We start from the raw sequence: 26,308 nt of genomic DNA on the forward strand, positions 1-26,308 counted from the left end.
TTTATTGAACCGAAATCAAGCGATTATCGCATCAATCTGTTATTTCAGCGTGTTTCTCGCGCCGCTCATTCTTCCGATTGTGGCTTATTTTGTCGTCGATGAAAAAGAGACGAAGCGGCATGCCATGCGCGCTCTGATTTCCCATATCATTCCGTTTGCGGGCTTGCTGATTGTGACCGCGGGTGTTGTCGGCGGATTGATTACGGCCCAGGGGGAGAGTATGGTGCCCGTTTTTGTTATGATAACAGGAGCAGCTGTTTATTTTCTGATCCTCATCGGAATGGTCATTTGGAATATCGTGCAGGGAATTAAGGTGTTACGCCAGGTGTAAGAAAAGTCGGGGGAGGAGTTTTGTATGAAACAGGAGAAAGAACGGATTTTAAAGCTTGTGGAAGACGGGATGCTGACGGCGCAGGAAGCACTGACGCTCATTGAAAAACTGGATCATGAATATAAAGAAAAAGAAGAGCAGATCACCGCATTATCTGCGGAGGTTCAGGAACCTGCGGAAGATTTCGAAAGCGGGGCAAAAGAAAGCCAAAAGCCGTCGCTCGGGGCGAAGCTGTTCGACTGGATTGATTCTGCCGTCAAAAAAGTGAAGGAAGCGGATCTTGATCTGAATTTCGGCCACGCACACGAAGTGCAGCATATTTTTCAATTTAAAGACAGTGAATTCTCGGCCATTGATATGCAGATTGCAAACGGCAGCGTCAATATCGTGCCGTGGGCGGATGAAGATATCAGAGCGGAGTGCCAGGCGAAAGTGTACCGGGCGGACAGTCAGGAGGCGGCGCGCACCGCATTTCTTCAGCACATTGAGTGTGAAGTGAAGGGCAATAAGTTTTTTGTCCGCACGGAAAAGAAAACGATGAAAACCAATGTTACGCTTTATGTTCCCCAGAAAGAGTACGATAAGATAAGAGTGAAGCTGTTTAACGGACCGATCAGAGGGGAACATTTACATGTAAAAGAATTCTCGGCGAAAACGACAAACGGCGTTCTGTCATTCTCTCATTTGACGGCTGAGAAAGCGTCGGCGGAAACGGCTAACGGACAAATCAAGCTGGCCGGACATCAATGCGGCGCGATAGAAGCGGAAACGATCAACGGCTTGATTGATTTGCGCGGATCGAGTGAATCCATTGACGTTCAAAGCTTTAACGGCAATATCATGCTTACCGTGACAGCGCCGCACTGCCGCTCCATCTACACGAAAACGACGACCGGAAACGTGGAGATCGCTCTGCCTGATGATTCGGCGGTGAAAGCGGAGCTCAAAAGCAATCTCGGCTCTCTCAGCCATGAGCTGATTGATGCGGAAATTTTAAAGGAAAAGAATGATACCATTCAAAAAGAACTGATGCTGGCATCAAATCAAGGCCATGATCAGCATCTCTCGATTTTCTCAGAATCGTTAACAGGAGCCATTAAGCTCAAGCATACTCAGAGGTGATTGGATGAAAAGACTTTACCGTTCAGAAAAAAACCGTAAAATCGCCGGCGTCGTCGGCGGTTTGGCGGAGTACATCAATATGGATGCGTCGCTTTTGCGCATTATAACCGTTGTATTAGCGCTTGTCACGAGCGGAATCGTGCCGATTGTATATATTATCTGGTGTTTTGTTGTACCATTAGAAGGAGATTTGAAATAAATGATCAAATGGGCAGTCAGCATTTTAGTAAATGCTTTATTATTAATCGTTATCGCGGGATATTTTGATTCCGTCCATATCAGCAGTATCGGAGCGGCTGTCATCGCCAGTGTGATTCTTTCTGTGTTAAATGTGCTGATCAAACCGATCATCGTCATATTGACATTGCCTGTCACGGTTGTGACCCTCGGCCTCTTTCTGTTTGTCATCAATGCCATTACGTTAATGATGACCGCAGCCTTGATGGGAGACAGCTTTCAGATTGACGGGTTCGGCACCGCCATTTGGGCATCCGTCGTGCTGTCCGTTTTCCACTTGCTGATCCAAAAAGGCATATTGGAGCCGCTTAGAAAAGGATAAAAAACAAGCTGTCCCGAGAGGGCAGCTTTTTTATGTGCGGTTTACATAAGCGGCAGCCTCCTGACGCAACATAATGCATAGGGAGGTAATGAGATGAAACTTGTGATGACGCTCTTTTTTCTGATTGGTTTGCTTTGTGTGAGTCCTTCTGCGGATGCGGCGCGCAAAGAATCGGCAATCCCCGTGAATCAGCAGGAATTCGGACAGCCGCCTCATTACATACCGCTTCTGGAGAATCCTCCCCAAATCGAAGTAAAGGCGGAAATGAAAAGAAACCTGTTCATACAGGCTCATGTACGGAATGCTGACTATCAAGCGTTTTCGGCGTTTCTTTTTTATAAACAAAGCAATGAGCTGGGGTTTAAGATGGTGCCGATGGAGCCAGCGCCAGGCGCAATCCGGCTGTTTACGGCCCAGGTTTCAAAACGGGATATCTGGAATGGAGAATTGGAATATTACCTCGTTTTCACCAACGGCAGACAGCGGGCGGAATCGGAGAAAAAGCGGCTGAAGCTGGACGGCTATCAAGCCGATTTGAATCATATTCCCGAGCTGATGATTACGGAGCTTGCGGTTGATACGAAAAATGAAGACGGCGCTGATGCCTATGAATTTATCGAGGTGTATAACACGACGGACAGGCCCATTCATTTTAAAGACTATCATATCCGCTACCGCTATCCGAAGGAAGGGCCGGAATCAGATATGATATGGAGGCCGAAAGAAGATACCGTCATTCCGTCAGGCGGGACTTACGTGTTTTGGCTGAGACGCGCCGCATCAGAACTGACGATAGATGATTTCAACCGCTATTACGGGACACGTCTGAAGGAAGGAGAACATCTCGCCGTCATCGAAGGGACGGACGGAATGTCCAACGGCCGCCCGCGTACGGTCGTGCTGTCGGCAAATACCGGCAAGGATATCGCCTCAGCGCAATACCGGAAACACGCTTTCCGCCGGCTGACTTCTTTGCTGTACAAATATCCGCTGAACGGAACGGGAGAATTGCTGAAGATCTCCACGAGCGAGCATAAGCCGTCACCGGGCTCCGTTTTTCAGGCGCAGATTCCGCAGCAGAAAAGGGTGATAAAACCCGACAAGGAAAAACCGGTCATTGAAGACCTTACAGACAGAAAGCCCGTCCGGCCCGCTGAAAGCATTGAATTAAAGGCTGACATAAAAGACAAAAACCTTGTCAAAACAGCCGCGTTTTATTACCGGACCAATGAGAAAAAACCATTCAAACGAATTCTGGCCGAAAAAGACCGCAACGACAGCTTATACCATCACATTCTTTATTCCCCGGAACTGCTCGGCCAGGATCAGCTTGAGTATTATATCGCAGCCAGTGATGGAGAAAATGAAGCAAAAACGCCCGTCAAGATGATTGACATTGAACAGACGAGCAAATCACACGGACTCAGAATGAATGTTGAACCCGAAGATACGATATCCGGCACCTATCTGCTCAAAGCGACTTCCGACGTCAGCGCCGATAAGATCAAGCTGTGGATTGACGGCAAGCGGCAGGAGACCCGTCCGGCGCTGGAAAAAGAGGTCTATTTCGCCTTCGATGCCCGGAAAACGAATCTTTATTTTCAAAACACCGTCATGATGGAAAACGAGGTGCTGCACATTTTTGACGATCCGTCTCACCGCTACAGAACGCACTCGGTTCTGCTTCCGGAACGTCTGCTGCAAAAAGGCGGCAAAACACAGAAAGTATCCATCCGTTCGGGCTCAAAGGTTTCTCCGTATGACACGGGAGAGAATCGGGATGATTTTGTCGTGAAACATGCCCGTCTGGTGCTTTCGGACGGAACGGTGATCAAAAACGGGAAGACCGATCCGTCCGAGCAGCTGTTTATCGGTGACGGCAGGCGGGCGAATCTGCAGAAGACCTTCTCATTCAGCCTGCCGGATCATTTGTTTACGTCACGGCTGCTGCCGTGGAACACGGCGAAGCTTTCGGAAGGCTATCACCATATTTTTGTCAGTGACGGTGAGGAGCAGCTGAGCCAATCTGTGAGGGTGGACAATTCGGGGCCGAAGATTGTCCCGGGTATTAAAGAAGGCGCGGCGCTGAAAGGTAATGTTGAGCTGAATGCGGACATCCGTGATAAATGGAGCAAAGTGGAAGAGGTGAAAGCGTTTTTGGACGGAGAAAGCATTACGCTCCCGCATCACACGTCATCAGCCGATCTCAAGCCCGGAAAGCACACCCTTACCATCATTGCGGCAGACCTTGCCGGAAATGAAACAACGTCCGTCCGCACCTTCCATATCAAACGGGAGGAGCCGAACCAGCCGGAGCTTGCCGGTCAAAAAATCGGCGCCCGCAAAGCAAAGCTGTCCGTCCGGGTAAAAGACCCGACGAAGGATGACATGAATGTATCATTTTATCGCGGCTTCCGTTATACCGCGCGGAATCCGGGCAGCGTGAAAGTGTATAAACACGCCTCATTAACGGAACCGCCGAAGGGCGTAAAAGAAAATGAAATGCCGTTTACCCTGCCGGAAATGAACCGTATCTCGGCAAATGACGGAAAAACCGTTTCGGCGGAAAGTGTGGAGCGTTTTCCTTATCACCGGTTCGAAGTCTCCGTTGACCCGTCTATCGACGAAACGGATCTGGCCGAGGCGGTCTGGAAAGGAAGCTCTCTGCCCGGCCGAAAGGTAACCATGTATATTTGGAATTACCGGACAAGCCGCTGGCAGGAGGCGGACAGCGTCCTTGCCAAAGATAAAAAGCCGTTTACATTAAAAGCCGCCGTTTCCGCAGCGGATGTGGTGAAGAACTCAAAAATGAATGTCATCGTGCAGGATCAAATACCGGCGAAAGGCAATTACACGTTTGTCTGGATGTCGGATACACAGTATTACGCACAAGGGCACCCGCACATTTTTGACAAAATGACGGAGTGGATCAAAGAAAATAAGGACAAGCACAATATTAAATATGTCTTTCATACCGGTGATATTGTCGATGATTCAATGGTGATGAAACAGTGGAAAAACGCCGATCACTCCATGCGGACGCTTGACAAGGCGGGGATTCCGTACGGAGTGCTTGCCGGCAATCACGACGTCGGCCATAAAGACGGCACATACCGAACCTTCGGGGATTTCTTCGGGAGCCGCCGGTTTGAACAGAACATGCATTACGGCGGATCATACAAAAATAACCGCGGGCATTATGATCTGCTGTCGGCAAGCGGGAACGATTTTATTATGATTTATATGGGCTGGGGCATTACGGAACAAGAGATTGACTGGATCAATCAAGTGCTGAAGAGGTATCCGGACCGAACCGCCATCTTATGCTTTCATGAGTACTTGCTTGTGAGCGGAATTCGAAGCCCGATCGGGGAGACGATCTATCGAAAAGTCGTCAAGCCGAATCGCAATGTGGCGATGGTATTAAGCGGCCATTACCATAACGCCATGAAAAAAACCGATGCGCTTGACGATGACGGAGACGGAAAACCGGACCGCCTCGTCCACCAAATTCTGACCGACTACCAGGACGGTCCGGAAGGGGGGCAGGGCTTTATGCGCATAATGCAATTTGATCAGGCCGCCAATCAGGTTCACATGTTCTCCTACTCGCCGTACACGGATGACATCAATTACTATGACACCGATCTGTTCGCTGATAAAGACGAATTCTCAGCAGAAATGGATTTACAGCCGAAGAGGAAAAGGGTAGCGACCGATTATTTTGAATGCAACGTTTATACGAACGAACTGCTCGGTCATAAAAAACACGTAAAAAGCGGAAAAACCGCAAATTGGGTCTGGGACGGCCTGCAGCCTGATTCCGTTTATTACTGGTATACCGTCGTGAAGGACCCGTACAACGGCAAAACAATATCACCGCTGTGGATGTTCAAAACGGGAAATACGCCGTATCACCCGGCTCCGGATCAGTTTGATTTCAGGCATGCCTCAAACCCATAACGAAAACATACAGCCTGCTGATCGGTCAGAAGAAAATCTGACGGTCAGCAGGATTTTTTCTGTAACATGAATGGCGGTACTAAGTGTTTTTGACTTTTTTATGTCCCTTTTCTATACTAAAATCGATTGGTTTTCGTAATATGCAGGAGGAAACATAATGAACAGTAAAACCGGGACAAAAGAAAGAATTATTCAAACCTCTGCATATCTTTTTCAGATTCAGGGATACCATGCGACTGGTTTGAATCAAATTATAAAAGAGAGCGGAGCACCCAGAGGGTCCGTGTATCATCACTTTCCAAACGGAAAAGAAGAACTCGCCATTGCGGCGATCAAATATACGGGAAGATGCGTTGAAAAGCAGATACAGAATAGTATGTCTCAATCCGCGGACCCTGTAGAAGCGATTCAGCACTTTATTCATGTAACGGCTGAACAGTTTAATGATCCGCAGAATATTGAGGGCGTGCCGGTTGGATTGCTGGCGGGTGAGACCGCTCTGATCAATGAAACGTTAAGATGCACATGTGTTGAGGTGTTCAAGAAGTGGACGGATGTGTTTGCGGCAAAATTTCTTGAGCATGGGTTTGAACAAGAGGAAGCGGAGAAGCTTGGGATGACAATCAACTCGATGATTGAAGGCGCAATCATGTTTTCATTGGCTCATAAAAACAAAGAACCGCTGCTGCTGATTTCAAAGCAGGTTCCGTATATTGTCCAAAACAGAGGATAGCATTTTATTACTCTTTTCTTTATAAAAATAGATACCGGAACCCCAGCCTCTTCGTTTTGACAGAGTCATAGAGAACATTCACCGGCTTGATTTGAAAATGGCAGATCAAAAAAACATCTCCAACCCGTAACGGTTGGAGATGTTTCATTTCACCCTGTCCATATAATGCACGAATGTGTAGCGGTCGCCTCTGTAGGCGGATTTGACGTGCTCAAAGGCAGTGCCGTCCTGCAGATAAGTGGTCCGCTTGATATAGAGGACGGGCGCGCCGGGCTGAATACCGAGCAGCTCAGCTTCTTCCTCAGAAGCGGCTCCCGGTTCAAGCTCTTGTTTTGCCCGTGAGATCGGCATCTGATTGTACGCTTCAATATGCTCATACATGGATGATTGAAAATGGGAGGCATCCAATTTTCCCGCCTTGTCAAACGGGATGTACGATGCCTCAATCGCCATCGGGATATCATTTGCCAGCCGGACGCGGATGATTTTATGAAGCGTTGCCGGATAGCCGCATCCCAGGATAGAAGATAATTCTTCCGTCGCCTGAATCAGCTGGTATTCGGCAAGTCTGCTCCCCGGCTTCATGCCCCGGCTTCTCATATCTTCGGTGAAGCTTGTCAGCCCTTGAAGCGGCTGTTCCATCTTCAGTTTGCTGACGAACGTTCCCCGGCCTTTCTGTCTGTATAAAAATCCTTCATTCACCAGATTGGAAAGCGCCTGACGCACCGTCATGCGGCTGATGCCGAATTGTTCGGCGTATTCCCGCTCCGACGGAAGCAGCGCATCCGCTTTCAGCTCGCCGTTTTTGATTTGTGTTTTCAATTGTTCCATAATCTGAAAGTAAATCGGAATCGGAGATTGTTTATCAATCTGCATAGGTCAAATCCTTTCAATCGCCGCCCGCAGCCTTTTCATCAATCAAGACCGTCACATCCGGATGCGCGTGCAGGGAGGAGGCGGGGAATGCTTCGCTGACGCGCCCGTCCAGAAGCTGCTTCACCGCTTGGGCCTTGCTTTTTCCGGATGCCATGATCAAAATCCGTTTGCCGGACAAAATCGTCCCGATCCCCATTGTCAGGGCTTTTTCAGGGACTTGATCAATTGACGGAAAGTACCGCGCATTCGCCTGTCTTGTCTCTTCATTCAGCTCAACGACATGGGTTCGGGATTCAAATGGCGTCCCGGGTTCATTAAAGCCGATATGGCCGTTGTGTCCGATGCCTAAAAGCTGTATATCCGCTCCGCCGAGTGTTTGAATCAATCGGTCATATCGTCCGCATTCGGCATCAAGATCGTCTGCCCGTCCGTCAGGGAGAAAGTGGCGGTCCTTTCGGCTGTCGATGTGTGCAAAAAAATGTGTATTCATATAATAATGATAGCTGTTTTTGTCCTCGGGAGAAAGCCCGGCGTATTCATCAAGGTTGATCGTCGTGACATTCCGGAATGACAAGCCTTCTGAGCGGTGCATCCGCACAAGTTCTTTGTATACGCCTTCAGGAGTGCCCCCCGTCGCAAGGCCGAGAACGGCATCCGGCTTTTGTTTCACTGTTTCAGCAATAATCGCTGCGGCTTTTTCACTTAATTCTTCATAATGTCTGCATGTGATAACATTCATGTCCAATCAGCCTCCCTTGAGATATATGCGGTGTTTCCGCGGCAAATCGTGGCCAGCACGCCGCACTGTCCGTCCGTCAGAACAACGTCGGCGTCTTTTCCTTCGGCGATGCTTCCTTTACGGTCGAATATGCCGAGGCGGCGGGCCGCATTTGCCGATGTCATATTTGCTATATCCAGCCATGAGCAGTTTGTAAACCTGCGCATGAGCGCCGCGCCTTCATTCATTTTTAAAATGGAACCGGCCAGCGTTCCGTCAGAGAGAAGCGCCGTGTCCCCGCGAACGGTGACTGTTTGCCCGCCGAATTCGTATTCTCCGTCCTTAAGCCCTTTTGCCCGCATGGAGTCTGTAATCATGATCAGGTTTTGGCTTCCTTTCGCCAAATAGGCAAGCTTTACAGCCAGAGGATGAGAATGAATGCCGTCAGTGATCAGCTCCGCCGTGATGCGGCCGCAGGCGAGAGCCGTGCCGATGCCCCCCGGCTCACGGTGATGAAAGGAGCTCATGGCGTTGAAGAGGTGCGTCATATGCACCGCCCCGGCATCCGCCGCTTTTTGTAAAAGCTCGGCTCCTGCGTCTGTATGTCCCATTGACGGGATGATGTTTTGGTCTTTTAAATAACGGATCAGGCTGAAATCAGGATCTTCTTCGGGCGCGAGCGTCACGATTTTGATCAGCCCTCCCGAGAGCCGCTCCCATTTCTGAAAGAGCCCGGCATCGGCCGGCGTAATCCATTGTTTCGGCTGTGCTCCCGCCTTTTTCGGAGAGACAAACGGTCCTTCTAAATGAATGCCGATCAACTCAGCGCCTTTTTGGGTCTGCGGTGAGGAAGACGCCCATTTTTTGGCGTTGATGAGCGCTTTTTCAATGTTTTCGTGCTGCTGTGTGATCGTTGTCGCTAAAAAAGAGGTTGTTCCTTCTTCGGGCAGCCGGGCGGACAGTATATCAAGAGCCGCAACATCGGCATCCATCGTATCCGCGCCGTATCCGCCGTGAATATGAATATCAATCATTCCGGGAAGCGCATACGAGCCCGCGGGCGCCTTCCATTCATTCTCATACATTTCTTGCGGTCTTGTTTTCCCCGCGTAAGAAATGATGCCGTTCTTTATACCGAGAAATCCGTTTCGGATGATTTCTTTTTCTGTTACGATGTCCGCACCGCTGATTAACAAGCTTTCAGCCACTTTAAAACACGCCTTTCTGGTTAGTTGTTAGTTTTATTTTACTCCTTTTCAGACTAGTTATCTAGACCAGTTATGCCGGAATTGTATAAATCTGTTTTGGTTCAGACAGTAAAGTGATAAAATATAACTGTTCAAAGCTCGGAACATCCCAGAACAGGAGGAACATATCTTGGCAAAGGTTCGGACCAAAGACGTAATGGAGCAGTTCCATTTAGAATTGATCAGCGGAGAAGAAGGGATTAACCGCCCGATTACGATGAGTGATTTATCACGGCCCGGTATTGAAATCGCCGGTTATTTTACATATTACCCGAGAGAACGGGTGCAGCTTTTAGGAAAAACGGAGCTGTCATTTTTCGATCAGCTTCCCGAGGAAGATAAGAAACAGCGGATGAAATCGCTGTGCACCGATGTGACGCCGGCTATCATACTTTCCAGAGATATGCCGATCCCGCCGGAGCTTGTAGAAGCTTCCGAGCAAAACGGCGTGCCTGTGCTCAGATCCCCTCTGAAAACAACCAGGCTGTCAAGCAGGCTGACGAATTTTCTTGAAAGCCGTCTCGCGCCGACAACGGCCATTCACGGCGTGCTTGTGGATATATACGGCGTCGGCGTGCTCATTACGGGAAAAAGCGGCGTCGGTAAAAGTGAAACGGCGCTGGAGCTTGTCAAACGAGGCCATCGTCTTGTCGCGGATGACTGCGTTGAAATCCGGCAGGAGGATCAGGATACCCTTGTCGGGAACGCGCCTGATCTGATTGAGCATCTGCTCGAAATCAGGGGACTCGGCATTATAAATGTCATGACGCTGTTCGGGGCGGGCGCAGTCAGAAGCAATAAAAGAATTACAATCGTCATGGACCTTGAGCTTTGGGAGCAAGGAAAGCAATACGACCGTCTCGGACTTGAAGAAGAAAAAATGAAAATCATTGATACGGAAATTACAAAACTGACCATTCCCGTCCGCCCGGGGCGGAATCTCGCCGTTATTATCGAAGTTGCGGCGATGAACTTCAGATTGAAGCGGATGGGCTTAAATGCTGCCGAACAATTCACGAATAAGCTGGCGGATGTCATTGAGGACGGCGAACAAGACGAATAGGAGTTGGCAATAATATGAATGAAGCTGGAACACCGATCAATCCGATTGCCTTGCAGCTCGGGCCTTTATCCGTGCACTGGTACGGCATCATTATCGGCGCGGGCGCGTTATTAGGGCTTTGGATGGCCATGAGGGAGAGTGAAAAGCGGGGGCTGAAAAAGGACATTTTTATTGATCTTGTTCTTTTCGCCATCCCGATCGCAATCATTTGCGCAAGGGCATATTATGTGCTTTTCGAGTGGAGCTATTACTCGGAACACCCCGGGGAAATCATTAAAACTTGGAAAGGCGGCATCGCGATTCACGGCGGATTAATCGGCGCGATCGCAACGGGAATTGTCTTTTCAAAAGTAAGAGGCATCTCATTCTGGAAGCTGGCGGATATTGCCGCGCCGAGTATTCTGCTCGGCCAGGCCATCGGACGCTGGGGGAACTTTATCAACCAGGAGGCTCACGGTGGAGCGGTCAGCCGGTCATTTTTGGAAAGTCTGCATCTTCCGGATTTCATCATTAATCAGATGTACATAGACGGACAATATTATCACCCGACGTTTTTGTATGAATCGCTGTGGAGTTTTGCGGGCGTCGTGATTCTGCTTCTGCTCCGCCGCGTGAACCTGCGCAGGGGCAATCTGTTTTTGACGTATGTGATCTGGTATTCAATCGGCAGATACTTTATTGAGGGAATGCGGACGGACAGCCTGATGCTTACGAGCCAGCTTCGGATCGCGCAGGTCATTTCCATTGTGCTGATTGTACTTGCGATTATTTTAATGATTTTCAGACGCATGAAGGGGTATGCCGATAAGCGGTATGCTGACACGGACTGACGACTGAAATCGGAAAGGACATAAGATGACTGATAAACATGTAACCGCCATTTTATTCGATCTCGACGGCACGCTGATTGACACGAATGAACTGATTATCGCTTCTTACCTTCATACGCTTGATCATTATTGCCCGGGGCAGTTCAAAAGGGAAGATGTGCTTCCGTTTATCGGCCCGCCTCTGTACGAAACGTTTTCAGGCATTAATGCCGAAAAGTGCGATGACATGATCAGCATGTACAGAGCATTCAACCATGAAAAGCACGATGAGCTCGTCAAGGAGTACGAAACGGTTTATGAAACGCTGGATGAATTGAAAAAAGCGGGCTATCAGCTTGGTATTGTCACCACAAAGCTGAGGGATACAGTCAATATGGGATTGAAGCTGACAGGCATCGGGGCGTTTTTCGATACTGTCGTCACGCTTGATGATGTTAAGCAGCCGAAGCCTGACCCCGAGCCTGTGCGGCTTGCGCTCAGCCGGCTTGGGTGCGATCCGTCGGAAGCCATCATGGTCGGTGACAATTATCACGATGTCATGGCGGGAAAAAACGCCGGCACGAAAACAGCCGGCGTCGCGTGGACGATTAAAGGCGCACAGACGCTTTCCGCTTATGAACCCGATTATATGCTCGAGAAAATGAGTGATTTATTGCACATCACCGGAGTGAAGTAACCCGTGAGAAAAACAGACCGCCATCATCCTGTTTCAGGTGCAAATTCATTGTGGCATGTTTATCAGACGGTTCCCTTCCTGAAGGTGATGAAAAATTTCATCATCATTCAGATTGCAAGGTATACGCCGTTTTTAAGCGTGAAAAACTGGCTGTACCGAACCTTTTTGAAAATGAATGTCGGAAAACAGACGTCATTCGCGCTGATGGTGATGCCGGATATCATGTTTCCCGAAAAAATCACTGTCGGAAAAAACAGCATTATCGGCTACAATACGACGATTTTGGCTCATGAATATTTAATACATGAGTACCGGACCGGTTTTGTCACAATCGGTGACGAGGTGATGATCGGGGCAAACACAACCATTCTGCCCGGCGTCACCATCGGGAGCGGAGCCGTTGTATCAGCCGGCACGCTGGTGCACAAAGATGTCCCGGCCGGGGCGTTTGTCGGAGGAAACCCGATGAAGCTGATCTATACGCGCGAAGAAATGAAAAAACGAATGGAAAACCCCGCAGATTAACGTCAGCGGGGTTTTTTTATGACTTGATCACAATGGCCTGGCTGCCCATCTGCTTCCAGGCTTTTTCAAAGTCAGACCGGTCTGTTTTTCTGTTTTTATAGCCGTAAGGATCATTAACGTATACATAATCGTGATCATAACCGGTTACGGCTACGCTATGCATGCTGAACGTAATGTCGATCTTTCCGTTCGGCGTATCCCAAGTCTGCATATGATCAACCGGCTTAAAGGATGTGGTGGTAATCACCCAGACCGGCCGCCCTTTTTCAAGCTGGCGGTACACTGAAGAAATGTCTTTTCCCGTAAGATCGTATACTTTGTTTCCCGCATATTCTTTGGCAAGTTTATCAATCGGCTCATGATAAACGCCTAAACCCGGGCCGTTTTCCATATCTCCGGCAAATCCTTCATTCGGATCTCCCTTCAGCCCGCTGCTGTATGTGAGCGGAACTTTATTGATTTTATCCGCCAATGTATTTTTTGACACATGATATCCGGCATTGTTCAAAATCATGGCAAGGCTTGTCACCTCACAGCCATTGTACAGTCTGGGAGAATCCATCTGTCTGTACAGAACGACATTCAGCGGTGACGCGCTCCCTTTTAACGGTGTTTTCTCATCAGGCTCGTCGGACTGCTGATTGAAAAAATTTAAATGAATATCGTTTGTATAGATGTTATATCCCAGATAGACAAGGACGGCTGTCAGAATCAGCACACATAATGTTCCAAGCGTCTTCATTATCAATTATTCTCCCTTGTTTCTGATGAAGCTGTTCTATGTATTATAGCACTTCTGCTCAATATGATTCGATTGTTCCGATATGTTTACAGGTTTGTTCATTCTTTAGCCATGTTTATGGAAAAGAATAGGCGGACATTGGGCGTTGCAATCCATTCTTTTATCTGCTAACATATTATCATATTAGCGAACTAAAGGATTCGGAATTTTCCTTCAGACAAAGCGGAGGTGTAAAAGGCAAATGTTTATGTTTGAGAAACCGCATGGCATGAGAGATACGCTGCCCGGTTTATACGAAGCAAAGAAAAAAGTCCGTTCCACACTGACGGATTTAATTGATAAATGGGGTTATCAGTTTATGGAGACGCCGACCCTTGAATTCTATGAAACAGTAGGCGTCCAGTCAGCCATTGAAGAACAGCAGCTGTTTAAGCTTCTCGATCAGGACGGAAAAACGCTTGTGCTTCGACCCGACATGACCGGACCGATTGCCAGGGTGGCGGCATCTAAGCTGCACAAACACAATCATCCGCTCAGAGCGGGGTACGCGGCAAGCGTCTATCGCGCTCAGGAGCGGGAAGGCGGACGTCCGGCCGAATTCGAACAGGTCGGCGCGGAGCTGATCGGCGACGGATCAACAAGCGCGGACGCCGAGGTCATTGCGCTGGCGGCCGGCGCTTTGAAAAACGCGGGATTGCACCGGTTTAAAATCGCGATCGGCCATGCCGGACTCGCTGATGAGCTGTTTGTCGAGGTTTTGGGCAATGCCGAGCGGGCGGATGTTCTGCGGCGCTTTCTCTTTGAAAAGAATTACGTGGGATACAGGGAACATGTCAAATCGCTTCCGCTTTCTTCAATAGACAAAAGCCGGCTGCTCGCACTTCTGGAATTGCGGGGCGGGAAAGAGATATGCGCCAAAGCGGAGGAGATCATCGGAATCTCCGGACAAAGCTTAATTCAGGAGCTGGAAGACCTGTGGGACATTCTTGAGGATTACGGGTGTGCCGAGCATATTCGCCTTGATCTGAATATGGTAAGCCATATGAGTTATTACACGGGAATTTTATTCGAAGTGTACGCGGCAAATGTCGGTTTCGTCATCGGAAGCGGCGGACGCTATAACAATCTCCTCGGCCATTTCGGCAATCCCGCTCCCGCCACGGGCTTCGGGCTCCGTATCGACAGGCTGATTGAAGCGCTCGGCATTCAGGAAGAAACAAGTGAAGCGGACGCCGTGATTTTCAGCAAGGAGCAGCGGGCCCAGGCCATTTTATTCGCGGAGGAAGAAAGGGCGCGAGGCAGAAAAGTCGTCCTGCAGGATCTAGCGGGCATTGAAAATATCGATCATATGACAAAATCATTCGCAAACGTCACATACTTTATCGGTGCCAGAAAGGAAGAGCGGAATGGGTAAGGTACTCACAATGGCAATGCCAAAAGGACGGATATTCGAAGAAGCGGCCGGGTTGCTGCGGCAGGCCGGATACAGGCTGCCCGAGGAGTTTGAAGAATCGAGAAAGCTGATCATTGACGTTCCTGAAGAAAATCTCCGCTTTATTCTGGCAAAGCCGATGGATGTTACGACTTATGTCGAGCATGGCGTCGCTGATGCCGGTATTGCCGGGAAGGATGTCATGCTTGAGGAAGAGCGTGACGTGTATGAGGTGCTCGATCTGAAAATCAGCAAATGCCATCTCGCCGTTGCGGGGCTTCCCGGAGCGGATTGGAACGGAGTCGCCCCGAGGATTGCGACGAAATATCCGAATGTTGCGTCGAGTTATTTCAGAGAGCAGGGCGAACAGGTGGAAATCATTAAGCTGAACGGTTCCATTGAATTGGCGCCTTTAATCGGGCTTGCTGACAGAATCGTAGATATCGTATCAACCGGGCGGACATTAAAGGAAAACGGTCTCGTTGAATCAGAACATATTTGTGACATCACATCGCGTTTTATCGTCAATCCGGTCAGCTACCGCATGAAGGATGATGTAATCGACGAAATGGCGGCCAGGCTGGCCAGGGTTGTGGAAGGAGAAACGGCAAAATGAAAATAACCGCAGTAAAAAGAAGCGAGCGGTTTTCACTGAAGCGTTCCATCGACAGCGGAACCGAAGAGCAGCGGAAAACCGTCAGGGGGATTATTGAAGACGTCAGACAAAACGGTGACAAAGCCGTTTTGGCCTATACAAAAACATTTGACGGCATCAGCCTGAACCGAATGGCCGTGAGCGCAGAGGAAATCACCGAGGCATACCGTCTGCTTGATGATCAGCTGCTGGAAGTGATCAGGCAGGCGATTGCCAATATTAAAGAATATCACGAGCGCCAGCTGCAATCCTCTTGGTTTTACCATCGCAAAGACGGTTCGATGCTCGGACAGAAAATAACGGCGCTCGATTCCGCGGGCGTATACGTGCCGGGCGGGACGGCCGCTTATCCGTCTTCCGTTTTAATGAATGTCATCCCCGCTCTCGCTGCGGGAGTGGAACGGATCGTTCTCGTCAGTCCTCCGGGAAAAGACGGCCGCCTTTCGCCAGGCGTTCTGGCGGCGGCCTCTGAGCTCGGCATAAAGGAAATTTACAAGGCGGGAGGCGCGCAGGCGGTTGCCGCGCTCGCTTACGGAACGGAAACGATACAGCCTGTTGATAAGATCACGGGCCCCGGAAATATATTTGTAGCGCTCGCGAAGCGCGAAGTCTTCGGCGTTGTGGATATTGACATGATCGCCGGGCCAAGTGAAATCGTGGTCCTGGCAGACGATACGGCGGTGCCCGAAGAAGTCGCCGCTGACCTGCTTTCACAGGCCGAACACGATATGCTCAGCTCAAGCGTGCTTGTCACCGATTCACAGAAGCTTGCCGAAGCGGTATCAGATGAGGTGAATAAACAGCTTCAGACCCTGCCGCGTAAAGAAATCGCCGAAGCGTCGATCAGGGATCACGGCCGCATTTATATCGCGGAATCGATGGAAGATGCGGTGGACACGGTGAATGCGCTGGCGCCCGAGCATTTAGAAATCATGACGCATTCGCCGGAGGCTTTGCTTGGAAGCATCAGACACGCGGGGGCGATTTTCTTAGGACGATACAGCGCTGAACCGGTCGGCGATTATTTTGCCGGACCGAATCACGTTTTGCCGACAAACGGAACGGCGCGGTTTTCAAGCCCGCTGAATGTAACAGACTTTCAAAAGAAATCGAGCATCATCTCTTACAGCCGGAAGGCATTTGAAACGCACGCGGACAGCATTGCCGCCTTTGCGAGACTGGAAGGGCTTGAAGCGCACGCAAGATCGATTGAAGCGAGAAACGGAGGAATGACCGATGAGAAAAGCGGAACGCGCCAGAACAACAAATGAGACGGATATTAAGCTGGCTTTCGAAATAGACGGAGAAGGAAAAGCCGACATCAGCACGGATGTGCCGTTTATGACTCATATGCTTGATTTGTTCACAAAGCACGGGCAATTCGATTTAACTGTTGACGCAAAAGGCGATACGGAGATAGATGATCACCATACGACTGAAGATATCGGCATCTGTTTAGGGCAGGCTTTTTTGGAGGCGCTCGGTGATAAAAAAGGGATCAAACGGTACGGATCAGCGCTTGTGCCGATGGACGAAGCGCTCGCCCAAGTCGCCGTAGACCTGAGCAACCGGCCGCACCTTGAGATGCGCGCTGCATTTCCGCAAGCGAAAGTCGGAACGTTTGATACCGAGCTGGTACATGAATTCCTATGGAAACTGGCGCTCGAAGCGAGAATGAATCTGCACGTCATCGTTCATTACGGCACGAATACCCATCATATGATAGAAGCCGTGTTTAAGGCGCTTGGCAGAGCGCTTGATGAAGCGTCATCCATTGATCCGCGCGTCAAGGGTGTGCCGTCTACGAAAGGAATGCTGTAAATGATCGGTGTAATTGATTACGGTATGGGCAATTTATTCAGCGTGTCGAAAGCGCTGGAACGCGTCGGCGTCCCGTATGTCGTATCAGACCGGCCGGAAGAGCTTGAAAAAGCGGATGCTTTTATTCTTCCAGGTGTCGGATCATTCAGTGACGCCATGGACAATTTACGCAGCACGAAGCTTGATCAATTCATACACCGTATGGTTGACGAGGGTAAGCTGCTCCTCGGCATCTGCCTCGGCATGCAGCTCATTTTCGAAGAGAGCGCCGAAAACGGCTCTGCAAAAGGACTTGGTTTATTAGCCGGAAAAGCTGTGAGACTCAAAGACAGAGATGCCGAAGGAAACAAGCTGAAGGTGCCGCATATGGGCTGGAACCGGCTGACGTTTCACCAAACGTCTCCTTTGCTTTCGGAATCGGAAGAAGGATTCGTTTACTTTGTCCATTCCTATTATATAGACGGGATGGAAGACGGCGATCTTCTGGCAAGCGCTGAGTACGGCGTTCGTGTTCCGGCTGTCGTCGGGAAACGCAATGTCTTCGGTGCACAGTTTCATCCGGAAAAAAGCGGTACAGCCGGAATGGCGATCTTAACACAATTTACAAAAATGGCAGCGGAACAGAAGGTGAAGAAATGAACGCTTTTACATTATATCCGGCAATCGATATGAGAAACGGCAAATGCGTCCGCCTCACCCAAGGCGATTACGGCAAGGAAACGATATACGGTGACTCTCCTTTAGACATGGCAGCGCAATTTGCACAAGAAGGCGCCGAATGGATTCATCTCGTGGATCTTGACGGCGCGAAAGCAGGCAGGAAAGTAAACGACAGGCATGTTCTTGACATTGCGCGGCAGCTTGATATCAAAGTCGAGATCGGCGGCGGGATCCGTTCTGAAGCGGATGTGTACGGTTATTTATCACAAGGCGTTGATCGCGTCATTCTCGGCAGCTCGGCCGTTTCCGATCCGGCATTTGTGAAGAGCATGCTGAAACAATACGGCGGCAAAATCGCGATCGGCCTTGATGCAAGAAACGGATATGTCTCGACGGAAGGCTGGCTGGAAACATCCTCGGTAAGGGCGGCCGATCTGGGCCGTGAATTGGCGGCCGAAGGAGCGGAAACCTTCATTTTCACGGATATTGCAACTGACGGCATGCTGTCAGGACCGAACATCGAAAGTACTGTTCAGCTCGCAAAAGCAACGGGAAAAGACGTCATCGCTTCAGGCGGAGTCAGCTCAGTCGCCGACCTCAAAGCACTGGCCCGCTTCAAAGACGCCGGCGTATCGGGAGCGATTATCGGAAAAGCGCTGTATACAAAACAATTTTCATTGGCTGAAGCGCTCAGCGGGGTGAAGGACGCATGATCACGAAACGAATCATTCCGTGTCTCGATGTGAAAGAAGGACGCGTCGTCAAGGGCATTCAATTTCTCGGGCTGAAAGATGCGGGCGATCCTGTCGAGCTGGCCGAAGCCTACGACAGGGAGGGCGCTGACGAACTTGTTTTTCTCGACATTTCCGCCTCTCACGAAGGCCGCAAGACGATGACAGACGTCGTAGAACAAGTTGCGGCAAAACTGGCGATTCCGTTTACGGTCGGCGGCGGAATCAATCAATTAAGCGATATGAAACGAATGCTTCGCGCCGGCGCTGACAAGGTATCCGTTAATACAGCGGCCGTTCTCCGTCCCGAGCTGATTACGGAAGGAGCTGAGTTTTTCGGCTCGCAATGCATCGTAGCGGCGATTGACGCAAAGTATGACGAAGATTCGGATTGCTATAAAGTGTACACACACGGCGGCAGAAAGAAAACCGAGTGGGAAGTCACGGCCTGGGCAAAAGAAGCCGTCAGCCGGGGAGCGGGTGAAATCCTGCTGACAAGCATGGACGCAGACGGTGAGAAAACAGGCTTTAATCATACGCTCACACAGCTTGTCTCACGTGCCGTCCCGGTGCCCGTCATTGCGTCAGGGGGAGCCGGCAGCGCGCGCCATATGCTTGAAGCCTTCACAGTCGGTGAAGCGGACGCCGCGCTTGCAGCTTCCATTTTCCATTACAAAGAGACATCTATAAAAGAAGTGAAAGATTATATGAAGAAACACGGGGTGAATGTGAGATGAAACAGGCAGATGAACTGCGGTTTGACGAGGCCGGACTGATACCCGCCATCGTACAGGATGCGGCAAGCAAAGAAGTGCTGACACTGGCTTATATGAACCGAGAATCCTACGAAAAAACGATAGAAACGAAAGAAACCTGGTTTTACAGCCGTTCACGCAGAGAGCTGTGGCATAAAGGAGCGACATCGGGGAATACCCAAAAGGTGAAAGCCATCCGTTATGATTGCGATCAAGATGCCCTCGTCGTGCTTGCGGAGCCCTTAGGACCCGCATGCCATAAGGGAAGCTACAGCTGTTTTTCCACGGAAAAAGCAGACGCGCAGGATCGTTTCGGCATCTTAAATGAACTGGAAAGCGTGATCGCCAAACGGCAGGCGGAGATGCCTGACGGAGCCTACACAACGTACCTGTTTCGGGAAGGCGTCGATAAAATCCTCAAAAAAGTCGGCGAGGAAGCCGCAGAGGTTATTATCGCCGCAAAAAACCGCGACCATGAAGAATTAAAATGGGAAGCGGCGGATTTGCTGTATCATTTGCTCGTTCTTCTGCGTGAGCAGTCGCTTCCTTTGGATGACGTGCTTGACGTCCTTGCGAAACGCCATTCAGCATCTGAGTAAAACAAACCTCACGGAGAGATCCGTGAGGTTTTTATTCTGTCAAACTTAAACAATCAATAAAATATTCCTTATTTCCGCAACTGGAGGCAGATGAATTTGATAATATTGACTAATAGAGTTTATTTTGGTTTTTATCAAAAATATACGTTTTGTTCATATTCCGTTCATGCACATCCGTTATAGTATAAACAGTGATATAGGAGGAAAACATATGCCGAATAAACAACCAAAACCAAAAGGGAAATTCAGCTCATTCTTTTCATTAGTCAAAAAAACAAAACCATCATACGGTATGCTGGCCTTCGCGCTGTCTCTCAGTATTGTGACAACGCTCGTCAGCCTGCTGATTCCGCTGTTGACAAAGCAGCTCGTTGACGGCTTTTCCGTGTCGTCGCTGTCAGGCGTGCAAATCGGAATCATCGCAGCCGTGTTCATCGTACAGGCCGCATTAAGCGCCTACGCCACCTACGCCCTGAACTACAGCGGCCAGAAAATCATCTCGGGACTGCGTGATTTGTTGTGGCAGAAATTAATTAAACTGCCCGTCTCTTATTTTGACAAAAACGCCACGGGAGAAACGATCAGCCGTGTCACCAATGACACAATGGTGGTAAAAGAGCTGATCACAAACAATATCAGCGGATTTATTACCGGAATCATTTCCGTTATCGGGTCACTGACGATCTTATTTTTCATGAACTGGAAGCTCACATTGCTCGTGCTGGTCGTCGTGCCGCTGGCTGCGGTGATTTTAGTGCCGATCGGCCGGAAAATGTTTAAAATTTCTCGGGAAACACAGGATGAAACGGCGAGATTCACCGGATTATTAAACCACATCCTCCCGGAAATCAGACTTGTAAAAGCGTCAAACGCTGAAGAAGCGGAATACGGACGCGGAAAAGCAGGCATCATGGCGCTCTTTAAACTCGGGCTGCGTGAAGCGAAGGTGCAGTCGCTCGTAGGCCCGCTTATTACACTTGTATTAATGGCGGCGCTGGTCGCTGTCATCGGGTACGGCGGGATGCAGGTGTCATCCGGTGAATTGACAGCCGGCGCACTCGTTGCCTTTATCCTGTATTTGTTTCAGATCATTATGCCGATGGGCCAGATCACTTCATTTTTCACACAGCTTCAAAAATCCGTCGGCGCAACGGAACGGATGATTCATATTCTTGCAGAAAAAGAAGAAGATATCCAAACCGGAAAAGCCATTGAAAACGCAGATCAGCCGATTAAGCTCGAACAAGTCTCATTCGGCTACAAAACAGATCAAACCATCTTAAAAGACATTACGGCTACGATTGAGGCCGGCAAAGTCACCGCGATCGTCGGACCGAGCGGCGGCGGAAAAACAACGTTATTTAAGCTGCTTGAACGATTCTACAATCCGACTGCGGGCAGCATCCTGCTCGGAAATGAACCGATTGATGCGTATTCCCTTGAGTCATGGCGGGAGCATATCGGCTACGTGTCGCAAGAAAGCCCGTTAATGTCAGGCACCATCCGCGACAATATCTGCTACGGATTAAAACGCGAGGTGACCGATGAGGAACTGAGGCAAGCGGCTGACATGGCCTACGCCCTGCAATTTATTGAAGACTTACCGAAGAAATTTGAAACAGAGGTCGGTGAGCGGGGAATTATGCTGTCAGGCGGACAGCGCCAGCGCATCGCCATTGCCAGAGCGCTCCTTCGCAACCCGAGCATTCTGATGCTTGATGAAGCGACATCAAGTCTGGACAGCCAATCTGAAAAATGGGTGCAGCAGGCGCTGGAAGTTCTAATGGAAGGCCGCACCACGATTGTGATCGCCCATCGTTTATCCACGGTTGTGGATGCAGATCAGCTTCTCTTTGTCGAACAGGGTGAAATCACCGGACGGGGCACACACCATGAATTAATGGCATCCCATTCGCTGTACCGCGATTTTGCGGAGCAGCAGCTGAAGCTGAATGCCGACTTAGAAAACAAAGCTGTGTAAAGCAAGACTTTATGAATAGAAAGCAGCTGAAAAAGCTGCTTTTTATTTTGCAGCCGGAATCCTATTCATTGGAAGCGGGGGGTGAATTATGAAAAAACGCACAAAGATTTTTTATTGTCACGCGGCCTTACTGCTCGTATTCATGACTGCCGGGTGTACGGACGGTAACGATGAAGAGCCGAGCCATTCTTCAAGTCCGGCCGGAGAAATCAGCGGCATCAACAAGGCTGAAACAGCATCAGCGGCAGAAAAAAAAGAACCCGTAATCAAAGATTCACATCACATCTCTGCGGACAAAAGCGAACCGAACAACATGTCGGCAAATTATTCTCCTCTGCAAATTGAATATGCCCGCATCTGGCTGCAGCTTGGGGAAAATCAGCAGATAGATGAATTGAACGTTCGCCGCATTCCGGCCGGAGCACTCGTCAACCCTGACGATCATACGAGCGCCCGCTATCCGGAAGATGTTACGCAGTTAGCAGGCTCCCGGTTAGTCGATGGGTCAGTCACTTACAGCAGCAATGGTGACGGCACCATTCAGGTATACAATGTTCCTTTGCGCTGGGAGTCTCGTGAAGATACTGATCAAGGCGTAATGAAAGAAGTGACGGAGGAAATGATCCGCCATACAAAAAAAGTGTCTGTCGATACAGGAGACAATGAAAAAATAAGACGGTTAATAGACATCATGTCGATTCATTAAAAGAAGACAGGCAAAAAAGCAGAAGGAGGGATTTTCATGGCTGTCATATTGGTTGCGGATGACGACCGCCATATCCGTGAGCTTGTCCGCCTCATGATGGAGCAGAGCGGCTTTGACGTCGCAGAAGCGGAAGACGGGGAAGCGGCGGTGAGGCTGATCGAATCAGCACCTATTGATCTCATCATACTGGATGTGATGATGCCGAAAATGGACGGGTTTGAAGTCAGTGAAGCCGTCCGCAGCTTTACGGACATTCCGATTTTGATGCTGACGGCAAAAGGCGAAACGCTGGACAAAGTGCAAGGTTTTACTTCCGGAGCGGATGATTATCTCGTCAAACCGTTTGAGCCGCTTGAGCTGGAAGCAAGGGTCAAAGCATTGCTGAAACGGTACCGGATCACCGCTGAAAAACTGCTGACCATCGGAAATGTCACATTAGATAAGCAATCCCGCACCGTAACGCGCGGCGGCGGAGCGGGATTGACACTGCCCCGGCGTGAATTTGAGCTTTTATTTAAGCTCGCCGGTTATCCGAATAAGACGTTTTCAAGAGAACAATTAATAGAAGATATTTGGGGCTTTGATTATGAAGGTGACGAGCGGACGGTTGATGTGCATGTTAAAAGGCTGAGGGAACGGTTTCCGGAAAAGGACTATCCGTTTGCCATCCATACGGTGCGGGGGCTCGGGTATCGGTTTGTGGTGACAGAATGAAACGGATCTTCAGAACGGCTGGAAAAATCATCATCCTTCTCACCGTCACCGCATTCTTATGGCTGGCGGCTCACCTGATCGTTCAGGGATTCGGTCTCATATGGCCGATTTTGCTTGTGCCGTACGCCGAGCAGATTCTGACGCTTTGGCTTGTTTTCGGCCTGCTGTTTGTAACGATGTTTATTTTTTCAAAGTCAGCACGTGAAAGACATCATGCGATCTGGGATTCGCTGACCGCCACGATCAAGCAAATGTCGAGCGGCAACTTCACAGCGGCCGCTTCCCGGAAAATGGAGAAGATTGAACGGGACCACCCCGTGACGAAATTGGCTGATGAACTGTCGACACTCGCCGCGGAACTGAGTGAAATGGAAAAGCTGAAACAAGAATTTATTTCGAACGTTTCCCATGAAATCCAAACTCCGCTTACTTCATTAAAGGGCTACGCGCATCTTCTGAAAAAACCGGATTTATCATATGAGGAGCGGGGGCGCTACTTACACATCATCGAGACAGAAACAGAACGATTATCAAAAATCAGTGAAAATCTGCTGAAGCTCACTGCGCTTGAACGCCAAACCGAACCGATACAAAAAAAACCGTTCCGCATTGACAAACAGCTGCGGCGCACCATATTGACCTGTGAGCCTGAATGGTCCGCCAAACAGATTGAGTTTCTCATTGATTTACAGGAGTCGTATGTGTACGGAGATGAAGCGCTGCTCAGCCAAGTATGGATGAATCTGATTCACAATGCCGTAAAATTTACCGGTGAAGGCGGCCGCATTTCCGTTAAAATTGTTGATCTGCCGGGAGCGGCGGCTGTCGAAATCGCCGACGACGGAATCGGAATGGAGCCTGAACAGGCGGAGCGTGTATTTGAACGGTTTTATAAAGCGGATAAGGCGAGAAACGCAGGGGGAAGCGGGCTCGGCCTGTCCATCGCCCAAAAAATCGCAGAGCTGCACGGCGGTTCGATAGAGGTTGAGAGCAAGCGCGGCGAAGGAACCCTTTTCCGCGTCATTCTTCCAGCCGAGCCTCGTGAAAAAAACAGCTAAAATCTGGTCGAACCAGCCAGTAAAAAACGAAGCCGATCCTGTCTTTTGAACTATTGAGGCGAAACCGTTTTATGGTATACTACTGACGGTAATACGTATAAAACGGAGGATATTTGTGGGAAAACACACTTCTGAACAGAAAAAGCACGCGCAAATTGTCCAGCTGCTTCAGGATGGACAATATTTTTTTCATAAAGGCTTAAAAGCATATAAAGAGCGGAATTTAAAACGGGCCAGCAAACTGATTCAGCGGGCCGTCCACCTCGAGCCGAATGATTCCGAAATGCTGTCACGGCTGGCCGTGATTTATTCTGAAATGGGCCACTACCAGCAGTCAAATGAGCTGTTCGACTTTATTTTGGTGAACCTGAAAGAAGAAATGCCCGAGTGTCATTATTTTAAAGCGAATAATTTCGCGCATTTGGGGCTCTTTCAGGAAGCATACAAAGAAGCGGCGGCTTATTCAGATGCCGATCCGGACGGGGAATTCAGCGAAGAGATTGAAAATCTGATGGAGCTTTTGGATTTCGGCGAAGCGGGTGAAAACGAATCGCTCTATGACCAGGATGAGCTGCTGATCAGGCAGGACCGGGCAAAAATGCTTCTTGAGAGCGGCCAGCTTCATGAAGCGGTTGTCATGCTTGAAGAGATTACGGCCGATTACCCCGAGCTTTGGTCTGCATACAACAACCTGGCGCTCGCTTACTTTTACTCAGGCAATGTTACAAAAGCGAAACAGACGGTATTCGAAGTGCTTGAGAAAAATGAAGGCAATCTCCATGCCCTGTGCAACCTCCTTGTATTCTGCTATTACGAGAGGGAAGATGAAAAAGTCGGAGAATTGAGCGGAAAACTCGCCAACGTGTATCCGATTTTATTCGAACAGCGTTATAAGCTGGGGGCGACGCTTGCGCTTGTCGGCAGACATGATCTCGGTTATAAATGGCTCCGTTCTCTTTACAAAAGCGGGTTCGAAGGCGACGAAACGTTTTATTACTGGCTTGCCGCCTCAGCCTACGGGACAGGCCGCACAGAATTTGCGGAAACCATTTGGAAAAAGGCCGAAGCCGAATTTCCCGAATCAGACCGGCCCGCGCCTTGGGCGGAGCGGCAGGAACCGCTGCCTGCTTCACTTGAACAGCGGCTTGCCGCCTATTATATCAGCAGCGCTGAAGGAGAGCGGAACCAGCTTGAAAAAGTTCTGACGGTAAAACGCGCCGTTTCACCGTTTGAACAAGATTTCGTCAGACTGCTGCTTTCCGGTGAAAAAGGCGCTTCAGGCGTCTCTGGTGACGCGCTGTTCACGTATCGGACGGTCAAGCTTCTGGAGAAAGCGGAAGCCGACAGTTTAAAAACTGACGTCATGAGCTGCTGGGTTTTTCACGTCATTCAGCACATCCGCGCCGCCGCTGCCGTACAGAATGAGCGGGCATGGGCCGCAGCCATCGCATACGTATGGAAAGAAGCTAACGGCGAAAAAACGACGAAAAAAGAAACGGCCGCCGTTTACGGTATAACCCCGGCAACCCTTTCGAAATACATCAGACAAATAGATGATATATTAGAATAAAACCGATTCTTTCTATATAAAGAGTCGGTTCTTTTTTTTTATCATAAAGGGGCAAAACAGAACTTTACCGCCGAAAAAAGAGGTATTCATACGTATTTTTTTGCTTTTTGAATCGAAATCAGGCCGTAATCACCGTTTATTTTGCAAAATATGAGATTTGCAATCACATTGAAATATAACTGTAATAAAAATTGTCGAAACATGATGGTATAATGAGTCTCGTACATAAGAGATTAGTTTA

General features: G+C 49.4%; 27 protein-coding genes. 23 read left to right on the plus strand and 4 right to left on the minus strand.

Features of this window, described 5'->3' with window-relative positions; all coding sequences use genetic code 11:
• Nucleotides 1-4 precede the first annotated feature (4 nt).
• The 6 genes from ACWJJ4_RS02990 to ACWJJ4_RS03015 all read left to right on the plus strand — a co-directional run bounded on the left by ACWJJ4_RS02990 (nt 5) and on the right by ACWJJ4_RS03015 (nt 6,708).
• Complete coding sequence (locus tag ACWJJ4_RS02990; RefSeq protein ID WP_003151444.1) at nt 5-331, plus strand: hypothetical protein; 327 nt, start codon at nt 5-7, stop codon at nt 329-331.
• Between the two features lie 24 nt (nt 332-355).
• Nucleotides 356-1,453, plus strand: a complete 1,098-nt coding sequence (locus ACWJJ4_RS02995; RefSeq protein WP_070082446.1) for a DUF4097 family beta strand repeat-containing protein — start codon at nt 356-358, stop codon at nt 1,451-1,453.
• A gap of 4 nt (nt 1,454-1,457) precedes the next feature.
• On the plus strand, nt 1,458-1,652 hold the full coding sequence (locus ACWJJ4_RS03000; protein WP_003151448.1) for a PspC domain-containing protein: 195 nt from the start codon (nt 1,458-1,460) through the stop codon (nt 1,650-1,652).
• Complete coding sequence (locus tag ACWJJ4_RS03005) at nt 1,653-2,012, plus strand: phage holin family protein (protein WP_014418984.1); 360 nt, start codon at nt 1,653-1,655, stop codon at nt 2,010-2,012.
• A 93-nt stretch (nt 2,013-2,105) separates the two neighbouring features.
• Complete coding sequence (locus ACWJJ4_RS03010; protein WP_454021414.1) at nt 2,106-5,975, plus strand: metallophosphoesterase; 3,870 nt, start codon at nt 2,106-2,108, stop codon at nt 5,973-5,975.
• Nucleotides 5,976-6,132: 157 nt separating this feature from the next.
• On the plus strand, nt 6,133-6,708 hold the full coding sequence (locus ACWJJ4_RS03015; protein WP_014305913.1) for a TetR/AcrR family transcriptional regulator: 576 nt from the start codon (nt 6,133-6,135) through the stop codon (nt 6,706-6,708).
• Between the two features lie 144 nt (nt 6,709-6,852).
• On the opposite strand, the gene ACWJJ4_RS03020 is transcribed toward ACWJJ4_RS03015, so the two are convergent.
• The 3 genes from ACWJJ4_RS03020 to nagA are packed head-to-tail and all read right to left on the minus strand — an operon-like array spanning nt 6,853 to nt 9,510.
• Nucleotides 6,853-7,584 (minus strand): GntR family transcriptional regulator, encoded by a 732-nt coding sequence (locus ACWJJ4_RS03020; RefSeq protein ID WP_012118554.1) that lies wholly within the window; start codon nt 7,582-7,584, stop codon nt 6,853-6,855.
• 13 nt (nt 7,585-7,597) lie between these two features.
• On the minus strand, nt 7,598-8,323 hold the full coding sequence (gene nagB, locus ACWJJ4_RS03025) for a glucosamine-6-phosphate deaminase (RefSeq protein WP_101562472.1): 726 nt from the start codon (nt 8,321-8,323) through the stop codon (nt 7,598-7,600).
• A complete protein-coding gene (nagA, locus tag ACWJJ4_RS03030; RefSeq protein ID WP_454021415.1) occupies nt 8,320-9,510 on the minus strand; it encodes an N-acetylglucosamine-6-phosphate deacetylase in 1,191 nt (396 codons plus the stop codon). The genes nagB and nagA overlap by 4 nt, the downstream gene beginning before the upstream one ends.
• Before the next feature lie 169 nt (nt 9,511-9,679).
• Here nagA and hprK point away from each other — a divergent pair, with 169 nt between their 5' ends.
• The 4 genes from hprK to ACWJJ4_RS03050 are packed head-to-tail and all read left to right on the plus strand — an operon-like array spanning nt 9,680 to nt 12,643.
• Entirely contained in the window at nt 9,680-10,612 is a 933-nt protein-coding gene (gene hprK, locus ACWJJ4_RS03035; RefSeq protein ID WP_003151456.1) for an HPr(Ser) kinase/phosphatase, read from the plus strand.
• 14 nt (nt 10,613-10,626) lie between these two features.
• Complete coding sequence (lgt, locus tag ACWJJ4_RS03040) at nt 10,627-11,442, plus strand: prolipoprotein diacylglyceryl transferase (protein WP_003151457.1); 816 nt, start codon at nt 10,627-10,629, stop codon at nt 11,440-11,442.
• A gap of 25 nt (nt 11,443-11,467) precedes the next feature.
• Nucleotides 11,468-12,118 carry a pyrophosphatase PpaX gene (gene ppaX, locus ACWJJ4_RS03045; protein ID WP_252206624.1) on the plus strand — a complete coding sequence of 217 codons (651 nt, stop codon included), beginning with the start codon at nt 11,468-11,470 and terminating at the stop codon, nt 12,116-12,118.
• Nucleotides 12,119-12,121: 3 nt separating this feature from the next.
• Nucleotides 12,122-12,643, plus strand: coding sequence for an acyltransferase (locus ACWJJ4_RS03050; protein WP_454021416.1), 522 nt, complete (start codon nt 12,122-12,124; stop codon nt 12,641-12,643).
• Between the two features lie 16 nt (nt 12,644-12,659).
• Here ACWJJ4_RS03050 and ACWJJ4_RS03055 read toward each other — a convergent pair whose 3' ends face one another.
• Nucleotides 12,660-13,385, minus strand: coding sequence for a C39 family peptidase (locus tag ACWJJ4_RS03055; protein WP_015418306.1), 726 nt, complete (start codon nt 13,383-13,385; stop codon nt 12,660-12,662).
• A gap of 241 nt (nt 13,386-13,626) precedes the next feature.
• Here ACWJJ4_RS03055 and ACWJJ4_RS03060 point away from each other — a divergent pair, with 241 nt between their 5' ends.
• From ACWJJ4_RS03060 to ACWJJ4_RS03120, 13 genes are all read left to right on the plus strand, one after another.
• Complete coding sequence (locus tag ACWJJ4_RS03060) at nt 13,627-14,799, plus strand: ATP phosphoribosyltransferase regulatory subunit (protein WP_070082440.1); 1,173 nt, start codon at nt 13,627-13,629, stop codon at nt 14,797-14,799.
• Entirely contained in the window at nt 14,792-15,433 is a 642-nt protein-coding gene (gene hisG / locus ACWJJ4_RS03065) for an ATP phosphoribosyltransferase (protein WP_015387648.1), read from the plus strand. Before ACWJJ4_RS03060 ends, hisG begins: the two co-directional genes overlap by 8 nt.
• Nucleotides 15,430-16,743, plus strand: coding sequence for a histidinol dehydrogenase (hisD, locus tag ACWJJ4_RS03070; RefSeq protein WP_176283552.1), 1,314 nt, complete (start codon nt 15,430-15,432; stop codon nt 16,741-16,743). The genes hisG and hisD overlap by 4 nt, the downstream gene beginning before the upstream one ends.
• Nucleotides 16,709-17,293 (plus strand): imidazoleglycerol-phosphate dehydratase HisB, encoded by a 585-nt coding sequence (gene hisB / locus ACWJJ4_RS03075; protein ID WP_014418974.1) that lies wholly within the window; start codon nt 16,709-16,711, stop codon nt 17,291-17,293. The genes hisD and hisB overlap by 35 nt, the downstream gene beginning before the upstream one ends.
• Nucleotides 17,294-17,932, plus strand: a complete 639-nt coding sequence (gene hisH, locus ACWJJ4_RS03080) for an imidazole glycerol phosphate synthase subunit HisH (RefSeq protein WP_454021417.1) — start codon at nt 17,294-17,296, stop codon at nt 17,930-17,932.
• A complete protein-coding gene (gene hisA / locus ACWJJ4_RS03085) occupies nt 17,929-18,666 on the plus strand; it encodes a 1-(5-phosphoribosyl)-5-[(5-phosphoribosylamino)methylideneamino]imidazole-4-carboxamide isomerase (RefSeq protein ID WP_454021418.1) in 738 nt (245 codons plus the stop codon). Before hisH ends, hisA begins: the two co-directional genes overlap by 4 nt.
• Nucleotides 18,663-19,421, plus strand: coding sequence for an imidazole glycerol phosphate synthase subunit HisF (gene hisF, locus ACWJJ4_RS03090; protein WP_070082436.1), 759 nt, complete (start codon nt 18,663-18,665; stop codon nt 19,419-19,421). Before hisA ends, hisF begins: the two co-directional genes overlap by 4 nt.
• Nucleotides 19,418-20,038 (plus strand): bifunctional phosphoribosyl-AMP cyclohydrolase/phosphoribosyl-ATP diphosphatase HisIE, encoded by a 621-nt coding sequence (hisIE, locus tag ACWJJ4_RS03095; protein WP_454021419.1) that lies wholly within the window; start codon nt 19,418-19,420, stop codon nt 20,036-20,038. Before hisF ends, hisIE begins: the two co-directional genes overlap by 4 nt.
• Before the next feature lie 211 nt (nt 20,039-20,249).
• A complete protein-coding gene (locus tag ACWJJ4_RS03100; RefSeq protein ID WP_454021420.1) occupies nt 20,250-22,019 on the plus strand; it encodes an ABC transporter ATP-binding protein in 1,770 nt (589 codons plus the stop codon).
• Nucleotides 22,020-22,107: 88 nt separating this feature from the next.
• Nucleotides 22,108-22,725, plus strand: a complete 618-nt coding sequence (locus ACWJJ4_RS03105) for a hypothetical protein (protein ID WP_454021421.1) — start codon at nt 22,108-22,110, stop codon at nt 22,723-22,725.
• 36 nt (nt 22,726-22,761) lie between these two features.
• On the plus strand, nt 22,762-23,439 hold the full coding sequence (locus ACWJJ4_RS03110; protein ID WP_015387652.1) for a response regulator transcription factor: 678 nt from the start codon (nt 22,762-22,764) through the stop codon (nt 23,437-23,439).
• The gene (locus ACWJJ4_RS03115) at nt 23,436-24,497 is read left to right on the plus strand and encodes a sensor histidine kinase (protein ID WP_176283549.1); all 1,062 of its coding nucleotides are present in this window, start codon (nt 23,436-23,438) and stop codon (nt 24,495-24,497) included. Before ACWJJ4_RS03110 ends, ACWJJ4_RS03115 begins: the two co-directional genes overlap by 4 nt.
• 115 nt (nt 24,498-24,612) lie before the next feature.
• Nucleotides 24,613-26,067: a tetratricopeptide repeat protein gene (locus ACWJJ4_RS03120; protein ID WP_060674008.1), complete on the plus strand. Its 1,455-nt coding sequence runs from the start codon at nt 24,613-24,615 to the stop codon at nt 26,065-26,067.
• The last annotated feature ends 241 nt before the right edge of the window (nt 26,068-26,308 follow it).

Source organism: Bacillus sp. JK62 (genome assembly GCF_053663455.1).

Coding starts and splice junctions, on each gene's coding strand:
- ACWJJ4_RS02995 (WP_070082446.1), top strand. CDS start 356: ATGAAACAGGAGAAAGAACGGATTTTAAAGCTTGTGGAAGACGGGATG.
- ACWJJ4_RS03000 (WP_003151448.1), top strand. CDS start 1,458: ATGAAAAGACTTTACCGTTCAGAAAAAAACCGTAAAATCGCCGGCGTC.
- ACWJJ4_RS03005 (WP_014418984.1), top strand. CDS start 1,653: ATGATCAAATGGGCAGTCAGCATTTTAGTAAATGCTTTATTATTAATC.
- ACWJJ4_RS03010 (WP_454021414.1), top strand. CDS start 2,106: ATGAAACTTGTGATGACGCTCTTTTTTCTGATTGGTTTGCTTTGTGTG.
- ACWJJ4_RS03015 (WP_014305913.1), top strand. CDS start 6,133: ATGAACAGTAAAACCGGGACAAAAGAAAGAATTATTCAAACCTCTGCA.
- ACWJJ4_RS03020 (WP_012118554.1), bottom strand. CDS start 7,584: ATGCAGATTGATAAACAATCTCCGATTCCGATTTACTTTCAGATTATG.
- nagB (WP_101562472.1), bottom strand. CDS start 8,323: ATGAATGTTATCACATGCAGACATTATGAAGAATTAAGTGAAAAAGCC.
- lgt (WP_003151457.1), top strand. CDS start 10,627: ATGAATGAAGCTGGAACACCGATCAATCCGATTGCCTTGCAGCTCGGG.
- ppaX (WP_252206624.1), top strand. CDS start 11,468: ATGACTGATAAACATGTAACCGCCATTTTATTCGATCTCGACGGCACG.
- ACWJJ4_RS03055 (WP_015418306.1), bottom strand. CDS start 13,385: ATGAAGACGCTTGGAACATTATGTGTGCTGATTCTGACAGCCGTCCTT.
- ACWJJ4_RS03060 (WP_070082440.1), top strand. CDS start 13,627: ATGTTTATGTTTGAGAAACCGCATGGCATGAGAGATACGCTGCCCGGT.
- hisG (WP_015387648.1), top strand. CDS start 14,792: ATGGGTAAGGTACTCACAATGGCAATGCCAAAAGGACGGATATTCGAA.
- hisD (WP_176283552.1), top strand. CDS start 15,430: ATGAAAATAACCGCAGTAAAAAGAAGCGAGCGGTTTTCACTGAAGCGT.
- hisB (WP_014418974.1), top strand. CDS start 16,709: ATGAGAAAAGCGGAACGCGCCAGAACAACAAATGAGACGGATATTAAG.
- hisH (WP_454021417.1), top strand. CDS start 17,294: ATGATCGGTGTAATTGATTACGGTATGGGCAATTTATTCAGCGTGTCG.
- hisA (WP_454021418.1), top strand. CDS start 17,929: ATGAACGCTTTTACATTATATCCGGCAATCGATATGAGAAACGGCAAA.
- hisF (WP_070082436.1), top strand. CDS start 18,663: ATGATCACGAAACGAATCATTCCGTGTCTCGATGTGAAAGAAGGACGC.
- hisIE (WP_454021419.1), top strand. CDS start 19,418: ATGAAACAGGCAGATGAACTGCGGTTTGACGAGGCCGGACTGATACCC.
- ACWJJ4_RS03100 (WP_454021420.1), top strand. CDS start 20,250: ATGCCGAATAAACAACCAAAACCAAAAGGGAAATTCAGCTCATTCTTT.
- ACWJJ4_RS03105 (WP_454021421.1), top strand. CDS start 22,108: ATGAAAAAACGCACAAAGATTTTTTATTGTCACGCGGCCTTACTGCTC.
- ACWJJ4_RS03110 (WP_015387652.1), top strand. CDS start 22,762: ATGGCTGTCATATTGGTTGCGGATGACGACCGCCATATCCGTGAGCTT.
- ACWJJ4_RS03115 (WP_176283549.1), top strand. CDS start 23,436: ATGAAACGGATCTTCAGAACGGCTGGAAAAATCATCATCCTTCTCACC.